This is a genomic window from Streptomyces aurantiacus (genome assembly GCF_001418335.1).
Lineage (GTDB): Bacteria > Actinomycetota > Actinomycetes > Streptomycetales > Streptomycetaceae > Streptomyces > Streptomyces aurantiacus.
This window is the reverse complement of record NZ_LIPP01000249.1, coordinates 1-7,570: the sequence shown is the minus strand read 5'-3', so window position 1 is coordinate 7,570 and position 7,570 is coordinate 1. Positions and strand designations below refer to the sequence as shown.

8 protein-coding genes are annotated in these 7,570 nt (G+C 71.5%); 2 read left to right on the top strand and 6 right to left on the bottom strand.

The features are described 5' to 3' along the window. The coding region (locus AOK01_RS46655) for a galactose oxidase-like domain-containing protein (protein ID WP_157871524.1) at nucleotides 1-74 on the top strand (74 nt) is incomplete at its 5' end. Nucleotides 75-127: 53 nt separating this feature from the next. Here AOK01_RS46655 and AOK01_RS29110 read toward each other — a convergent pair. The 6 genes from AOK01_RS29110 to AOK01_RS29085 all read right to left on the bottom strand — a co-directional run bounded on the left by AOK01_RS29110 (nucleotide 128) and on the right by AOK01_RS29085 (nucleotide 6,289). Continuing rightward, complete coding sequence (locus AOK01_RS29110; RefSeq protein ID WP_055516884.1) at nucleotides 128-1,153, bottom strand: glycoside hydrolase family 6 protein; 1,026 nt, start codon at nucleotides 1,151-1,153, stop codon at nucleotides 128-130. A 508-nt stretch (nucleotides 1,154-1,661) separates the two neighbouring features. Next, nucleotides 1,662-2,408: a class F sortase gene (locus AOK01_RS29105; RefSeq protein WP_063792882.1), complete on the bottom strand. Its 747-nt coding sequence runs from the start codon at nucleotides 2,406-2,408 to the stop codon at nucleotides 1,662-1,664. A gap of 6 nt (nucleotides 2,409-2,414) precedes the next feature. Further along, the gene (locus tag AOK01_RS29100; RefSeq protein WP_055516880.1) at nucleotides 2,415-3,044 is read right to left on the bottom strand and encodes a hypothetical protein; all 630 of its coding nucleotides are present in this window, start codon (nucleotides 3,042-3,044) and stop codon (nucleotides 2,415-2,417) included. Nucleotides 3,045-3,128: 84 nt separating this feature from the next. Continuing rightward, nucleotides 3,129-3,908 carry an HAD-IIA family hydrolase gene (locus AOK01_RS29095; RefSeq protein ID WP_055516879.1) on the bottom strand — a complete coding sequence of 260 codons (780 nt, stop codon included), beginning with the start codon at nucleotides 3,906-3,908 and terminating at the stop codon, nucleotides 3,129-3,131. A gap of 159 nt (nucleotides 3,909-4,067) precedes the next feature. Continuing rightward, nucleotides 4,068-4,967, bottom strand: a complete 900-nt coding sequence (locus AOK01_RS29090; RefSeq protein WP_055516888.1) for a hypothetical protein — start codon at nucleotides 4,965-4,967, stop codon at nucleotides 4,068-4,070. A 146-nt stretch (nucleotides 4,968-5,113) separates the two neighbouring features. Beyond that, nucleotides 5,114-6,289, bottom strand: a complete 1,176-nt coding sequence (locus tag AOK01_RS29085) for an ROK family transcriptional regulator (RefSeq protein WP_245702461.1) — start codon at nucleotides 6,287-6,289, stop codon at nucleotides 5,114-5,116. A gap of 113 nt (nucleotides 6,290-6,402) precedes the next feature. On the opposite strand from AOK01_RS29085, the gene AOK01_RS29080 reads away from it, so the two are divergent. Further along, on the top strand, nucleotides 6,403-7,557 hold the full coding sequence (locus tag AOK01_RS29080) for a Gfo/Idh/MocA family oxidoreductase (RefSeq protein ID WP_079103846.1): 1,155 nt from the start codon (nucleotides 6,403-6,405) through the stop codon (nucleotides 7,555-7,557). Nucleotides 7,558-7,570: the final 13 nt, after the last annotated feature.

The following is a 7,570-nucleotide window of genomic DNA, read 5'->3' as shown; positions in this document are numbered from 1 at the left end:
CCGGCTGGTACATGCTCTTCGTGACCGACGACCAGGGCACCCCGAGCGAGGCCCAGTGGGTGGAGATCCCCTGACGGGAACCCACCCTGCCGGGCAGGGAGTTGTTACGTGGCTGCTGCCGACTGTTCTACTTGCTGGCCTTCGCGAGTTTCAGCGCGTACTCCGGCCACCACTGGCCGGCCTTCGGGCCGTCCTTGCACGTGCCGTCGGACTCGCCGGGCCGCTTGACCCACAGGTAGGCGTCGACGAGGTCGTCCCCGGTCTTCGTGGTGGGTGACTCGCCGAGCGCGCGCCCGGGCGGGTTGCACCAGTTCTCCGCCGGGTCGCCCTCCGTGTACGGTCCGTTGCCGTTGCGGCTGGTGTCGATCACGAACGGCTTGTTGCCGGCCTTCGCCGACAGCTCCTTGCCGTACTTCGTGCTGGCGGCCGTCGTGTAGAAGTTGGACACGTTGACCGCGAAGCCGTCGGCCTTCTCGACGCCCGCCAGCTTCAGCGGCTCGAAGATCGCGTCGGGCTTGCCCCAGCCCGCGTTGCCCGCGTCCAGGTAGACCTTCGTGTTCTTCAGCGACTTGAACTTGTCGACCGCGCCCCGCAGGAGGTCGTACCGCTCCTCGTGGAACTCCTGCGGCGTGCACCCGTCCACCATGTGCAGCACGGCGTCCGGCTCCAGGATCACCGTCGTCGGGCGGTCACCGATGCCGCCCGCCACCTGGTCGATGAAGGCCCGGTACGCGTTGCCGTCCGCGGCGCCGCCGCCGGAGAACTGGCCGCAGTCGCGGTGCGGGATGTTGTAGACGACGAGCAGCGAGTCCCGGTCCGCCTTCGCGGCGGCCTCGGTGAAACCACGCGCCTCCTGCTCGGCGTTCTCCGGAGTGAGCCATTCACCGGTGGGCTGCTCGGCGATCGTGCGGATCAGTTCGGCGTCCTCGTCCTTGCCGTCCTTCACATAGGTGGCGACCTGTTCCGCCGCGTTCCCGTCCGGGTTCACCCAGAACGGATCCTTGTCCTTGGGCTGTTGGCTCACCTTGGCGCCCGAACTGTCCTTGCTGCCGTCGCCGTCGCCGTCGTCCGAGGAAGAACACCCCGCGAGCAACAGCACAGCTCCGACCAACGCCACGGACGCCTTTGCCCCGGCCCCCCTGCTCCCGTACATCTAGAAACTCCCCCTCGGGTGCACCGTCCGAAGCACCAATCCTGACATACCTGTCGAGCCGCCCACGAGCGCGCTCATGCCTTGTCGGAGAGCTGTTACAGGGCCTCGCGACCGGACGGCGGCCTTGCGGGCACCCGGTGGACGGAGGGGGCTTCGGGGGGCGGAGGACGCCGTCGCCACACCGCGCATATGCCGCGGCTACCTGCACGGATTACGCACTGCCACCGCTGCGGGACTTGGCGTCATCCAGACTCTAGGCCGGAACACTCATCCGCTCTACAGTCGTCTCAGACGGGCCCGACGCCCCCTGGCTGTCGGGCCGCCGCATGTGTGCACGTGCGTGTGCAGGTGCTCGGATGGACCCCCGAACCTCCCGTGCCGGTCGCCGGGTTACTCCCGCAGCCCGTGCACGCACGGTCGAGGACCAGCCCGGTCGACGGCTCCGGGGGGAGCGGGTCGTCGACCGGGCCAGGTACCGCCGCGGGCGGGCCGTCGGGCGCCTGCCGCGTCAGAGCCGGGCGCCCGTGCTGATGCCACTGCTTGCGCTGCTGCTGGTGCCCTTGCCGGTGCCGGTGCCGGTGAGGTACGCGGAGACGACCACGTTCGCCGTGTAGGTGCGGCTGTCCCGGTCGAAGGAGCCGCCGCACGTGATCAGCCGCAGCTCGGCCCGCCCGGACTGCCGGGTCCCGTACACCTTCCGGGCGTCGAAGCGGTCACGGGCGAACACCTGCACGCCCTCGACGGTGAACTCGGCGACCGTGCCGTCGTCCCGGACCACCCGGACCGTCGCGCCCGGCCGCACCTCGCTGAGATGGTAGAAGACCGCGGGCCGGGTCTCGGTGTCCACGTGCCCGACGAACAGCGCGGTCCCGGCCGCCCCTGGCCGCACCCCGCTCGCGTACCAGCCCACGGTTCCCGGCTGCCCGTACGGCGGCGGATCGACGGCCCCCTGCGGATCGAGGCCGCGGGTCACCACGGGGGCCTGTACGCCCAGTGCGGGTATGTCCACGCGCTGAGGCCGCGCGTCCTCCAACGGCCTTACCGCGGGCGGCAGTTCGACACCGAGCGGCCGGCCGACCGCCGCCACGTCGCCCGTGGTCGGCGCGGATATGCCCTGCCGTACGTCGGTGACCTCGCGGCCCCACGCCCACAGGCCGAGCAGCAGCAGCGCCCAGGCCACTCCCATCAGGAGCCGGCCACCGCCGGACGTGTGGTCCCGGTCCGCCACCTCTTGCCTGTGCCTCCGTTTCGACATGGCCGCTCAGTCCGTACGGCCGCGCCGCCCCCGCCGGGCGCTGCTGACGACGACGGCGACGACAGCGGCTCCGGCCAGGACGAGGCCGACGACCGCGTGCCGGGTGCCGGGCCCCTCCGACCGGGCCTCGGAGGAGGCGAGCCGGGAGGTACCGCCACCGCCCGCGTGCACGGGGGCGACGGGGGAAGCGGGCACGGCGGACGAAGCAGCCGGGTCACCCGGCTCTTTCTGTTTCTGTTTCTCTTTCTGTTTCTGTTTCTCTTTCTGTTTCTCTTTCTCTCTCTGTTTCTGCTGCTGATGCTTCTGGTCGGTGACGGTGACTGTGCCCTTCACCTTGACCTCGAAGCCGTCGCAGGTGACCTTGACGTCGTATCTGCCGGGTTTGAGCGTCGAGCGGACGCGGGTCTCGCCGGTGAGATCCCCGGGTTCCCCGGTGAGCTGCGCGTCGGCGACGAACGCCTCGGACGCGGCGGTGCCGGACATCCCGGTGCAGCCCCGGACCCGTAGCTGGATGTCGCTGCCGGGAACCGGGGACCCGGGACTCACCCGGACATCTCCGTCAGCCGCGTACGCGGCCGGGATGAGCGCGGCGGCGGCCACCACCCCGGCGCAGAGAGTGAGTCGCAGTGAACCCATCGTGAACCTCCAGACATCTGGAGCGTCCTCCCCGGGTCACCGGGACGCATCCGGGCAGGGGGTCCACTGCTCTGTACGGGTGACTCAGATCCGCTCGACGAGGTCCGCGATGGAGTCGACGACCTTGGACGGGCGGTACGGGTACTTCTCGATCTCCGTGGCCGTGGTGAGACCGGTGAGGACGAGGAAGGTCTCCATGCCCGCTTCGAGGCCGGCCAGGACGTCCGTGTCCATCCGGTCGCCGATCATCGCGCTGGTCTCGGAGTGAGCGCCGATGGTGTTGAGTCCCGTACGCATCATCAGCGGATTCGGCTTGCCCGCGAAGTACGGCTGCTTGCCGGTCGCCTTGGTGATCAGCGCGGCGACCGCGCCGGTGGCGGGCAGCGCGCCCTCGGCGGACGGGCCGGTCTCGTCGGGGTTCGTGGCGATGAAACGGGCGCCGTCGTTGATCAGCCGCACCGCCTTGGTCATGGCTTCGAAGGAATACGTACGGGTCTCGCCGAGGACCACGTAGTCGGGGTCGTGGTCGGTCAGCACGTACCCGATGTCGTGCAGCGCGGTGGTCAGACCGGCCTCACCGATGACGTACGCGGAGCCGTCGGGGCGCTGGTCGTCCAGGAACTGGGCGGTGGCCAGGGCGGAGGTCCAGATGTTCTCGACGGGCACGTCCAGGCCCATCCGCCGCAGGCGCGCGTGGAGGTCGCGGGCGGTGTAGATGGAGTTGTTGGTGAGGACCAGGAAAGGCTTCCCGGACTCCCTGAGCTTCTTTATGAAGGCGTCGGCGCCGGGGATCGGCACGCCCTCGTGGATGAGCACCCCGTCCATGTCCGTGAGCCACGATTCGATGGGCTTGCGCTCTGCCATGTGCCGTCTCCTGCCGTACGCGTACTGCGTGAACCGTGCGGTGCGGGTGTGCCGTCACGGCGGTGTGCCGACATCACCGGACACAGCTGTGTGCTGACACCCCCAGACTAGCCATCCGCTCGATCTTGTCGGGAGTAAGCAGGCGAGGGCCGCGCCCGGTCAGCGCTTGCGGCGGGCCACGATCAGTGCGGCGGCCCCGGCGCCCAGGAGCAGCAGCGCGCCGACCGCGGCGGCGAGGACCGCGCGGGGCGAGGAAAGCCCCGTACCGGCCATCTCCTCGGCGAACGGGACTTCGTCCGGTACGCCGCCGGAGGCGCCTTGCCGGTCCCCGTCCCGGTCCCCGTCTCCGTCCGCGTTCTGGTCCCGGTCCCGGTCCCGTTCTCGATCCCTCGCGTCGCCGCGCCGCTCCTTCTCCTTCTCCTTCTCTCCCTTGCCGGCCGCCTCGCCCCCGTCGACGATGCGGAACCGGTAGTCGTTCGACTGGCCCACCCAGGCGCCGTCGTCGTCGTGCCGCTGTACGACGGCCGCGTTCGCGACGACGTCGTTGGGCACCGCGTCCGAGGTGACCGCGAGCCGCACCTTCACGGAGAGGGTCTTGCCGGGCGCCACGGTGAACCCCGGGAAGTCCTGGTCCTCCGCCGAGCCGAGCACGCCGATGTGCTCGTCCTCGTCGGTCCGCTCGAAGGTGACGGGGCGGGGGCGCTCCCCGTCGTAGAACTCCAGGCGCGGCTGCTCCGGCTCCAGCGCCCGCTTCTCGTCCACCAGGACGACGACCGGGTGGATGTCCGCGCAGGTGGCGCCGGTGGTGTTGGTGAGGTCGATGTACCAGGTCCGGTATCCGCCTCCGGCGTCGTAGGCGTCGGGTCCACCGTGGATCCGGGTACGGACGGGGAACTCCCGCTCCTTGGACGCCGCGCAGGTGGGCCGGCCTGGGTCGAACTCAGGAAGAGGCTGCGCGGAGACCTGTGCAGAAACCTGTGCGGAGACCTGTGCGGCGGGCACCGAGGCGAGGGCGGCTGCAGCGGTCACGGCGAGAGACAGGGGCTTGCTCAGTCGCATGGACACGGGAGCCTGCCACGCGGGCGCGGGGTCTCGGCTCCGGCACGCTGGAGAGGCGCTGTTCGAGAGCCGTTCGGGGGGCATTCGGGGGGCGTTCGGGGATCGTTCGACGACCGTTCGGGGGAGGCGGGGTGCGTCCGGTCGGGTCAGCGGGTGTGGGTCCGTCCGAACAGGGGGGCCAGCAGGAGTTGGGCCGCTCCCTCCGCCACCGCTCGGGCGCCGCCGGGTGCGATCCGTACGGGTACGGGGCTGCTCGCTCCCTCGCGCCGGGCGCGGGCGTCCAGGACGGCGCCGACACCGCGTACGAAGCGCTCCGGCTCCGCGGCGACCGTACGGCCGCCGAGCAGGACGAGGTCGATGTCGAGCAGGCCGACGATATTCGCGGCGCCTTCGCCGAGGACACGGGCCGCCTCGTCGATGTCGCCCCGGGCCACCGCTGTGAGGCAGAGCGCCTCGACGCAGCCCCGGTTGCCGCACGGGCAGGGCGGCCCGTCCAACTGGATGACCTGGTGCCCGAACTCCCCCGCCCCGGTACGGGTCCCGCGGTGCACGGCCCCGCCCAGTACGAGCCCGGCGCCGAGCCCCGTACCGAGATGCAGGTACGCGAACGCTCCGACCTCGCCGCCGACGGCCAGCCCGAGCGCCGCGGCGTTCGTGTCCTTGTCCAGCACGACGGGTACCCCGAGCCGCCGCGCCAGCGCGTCCCGCAGCGGAAACCCGTCCCACTCGGGGAACCCGGTCACCCGTTGCAGCACCCCGTGCGTGTGATCGAGAGGCCCCGGCATGGCGACGCCGACACCGAGGACGGTGGAAGGGGAAGGGGAAGGGGAGACGGAATGGGAAGGGGAAGGGTCCCGGCCGCCCCGGTCCGGCGGTGGGGCGCTCAGCAGTCCCTCCGTCAGCCTCCGGACCTCGCTCACGACGGCTCCCAGCACCGCCTCCGCCCCGGCTCCCAGGTCGAGGGCGGCGCGCCGCTCCGCCACGACCGCGCCCGTGAGGTCGACGAGGACCGCTCGCAGCTCGTCCCGGTCGAGCTGGAGCCCCACCGCGTGCCCGGCCTCCGGCGCCAGCCGCAGCGCGGTACGGGGCTTGCCCCCCGTGGACGCCTGCCGCCCCGCCTCGGTGACCAGCCCGTCCTCCCGCAACCGAGCGGTGATCTTGCTGACGGCCTGGGGGGTCAGCCCCGTACGCTCGGCGAGTTCGAGGCGGCTCACCCCTGCCCGCCCGGCCCGCCGGAGCAGGTCGAGCAGCAGCGCGGCGTTGTGGCTGCGCAGCGCGAGCAGGTTCACCCCGCTCCCGCCTCCGGTCCTGATCCCAGCCACAGCCACTCGGCACCTCTCTGTTCTGTGCTCTCAGCCCCCTGTGGTGCTCGCGTCCCCGCCCCCATTGTCCCCTTCGCTTGCACTTTGGCAACAGCGTTGTTTAAGTGGAGGGCATGACTGGCACAGGCTCTGACACCTCCCTTCCCGAGGGCTCCTCCCGCAAAGTCCCCGCCGGCGAAGGCCCCTTCCGGGTGGGTCTCGTCGGCTTCGGCCTCGCGGGCTCCGTCTTCCACGCCCCGCTGATCTCCGCCACCGAGGGCCTGGTCCTCGACACGGTCGTCACGGGGAACCCGGACCGGCAGCGGCAGGCGAGGGACGAGTTCCCGGACGTGCGGTTCGCGACGACTCCCGACGAGCTCTGGCAGCGCGCCGACGAACTGGACCTCATCGTGATCGCGTCGCCGAACAAGACGCACGTCCCGATCGCCAGGGCCGCTCTGGAGGCGGGCCTGCCGGTCGTCGTCGACAAGCCGATCGCGGGCACGGCGGCGCAGGCCCGCGAGCTCGCCGCCCTCGCCGAGGAGCGCGGTCTGCTGCTTTCCGTCTTCCAGAACCGCCGCTGGGACAACGACTTCCTGACCCTCCGGAAGCTGATCTCCGAGGGCGAACTCGGAGACGTCCACCGCTTCGAGTCCCGCTTCGAGCGCTGGCGCCCCGAACTCAAGGGCGGCTGGCGCGAGTCGGGCGACCCCGCGGAGATCGGAGGTCTGCTGTACGACCTCGGCAGCCACCTGGTCGACCAGGCGCTGTTCCTCTTCGGCCCGGCGGCCACGGTGTACGCGGAGTCGGACGTACGCCGTCAGGGTGCCGCGGCCGACGACGACACGTTCATCGCGATCACGCACACGAACGGCGTCCGCTCCCACCTCTACGCCTCCGCGACGACCGCCCAACTCGGCCCGCGCTTCCGCACGTTGGGCTCGAAGGCCGGTTACGTGAAGTACGGCCTCGATCCCCAGGAGGCGGCCCTGCGCGACGGCGAACGCCCGGTCGCGGGCAGCGAGAAGGAGTGGGGCGTCGAGCCCGAGGAGCTGTGGGGCCGAGTCGGCTCCGGAGAGTCCCCGCCGACCGGCGGCGGCGTCCCGGTCCCGACCGTGCCGGGTGCGTACCCCGCGTACTACGCGGCCGTCGCCGCCGCCCTGCGCGGCACCGGCGAGAACCCGGTCACCGCCCTGGAGGCCGCCGACGCCCTGGACGTCCTGGAGGCCGCGCACCGCTCGGCCCACGAGAACGTGACCGTGACTGTGCCCGTGACGGTGACCCGGTGAGCGCCCCCGCCTC

Coding starts and splice junctions, on each gene's coding strand:
- AOK01_RS29110 (WP_055516884.1), bottom strand. CDS start 1,153: ATGTACGGGAGCAGGGGGGCCGGGGCAAAGGCGTCCGTGGCGTTGGTC.
- AOK01_RS29105 (WP_063792882.1), bottom strand. CDS start 2,408: ATGTCGAAACGGAGGCACAGGCAAGAGGTGGCGGACCGGGACCACACG.
- AOK01_RS29100 (WP_055516880.1), bottom strand. CDS start 3,044: ATGGGTTCACTGCGACTCACTCTCTGCGCCGGGGTGGTGGCCGCCGCC.
- AOK01_RS29095 (WP_055516879.1), bottom strand. CDS start 3,908: ATGGCAGAGCGCAAGCCCATCGAATCGTGGCTCACGGACATGGACGGG.
- AOK01_RS29090 (WP_055516888.1), bottom strand. CDS start 4,967: ATGCGACTGAGCAAGCCCCTGTCTCTCGCCGTGACCGCTGCAGCCGCC.
- AOK01_RS29080 (WP_079103846.1), top strand. CDS start 6,403: ATGACTGGCACAGGCTCTGACACCTCCCTTCCCGAGGGCTCCTCCCGC.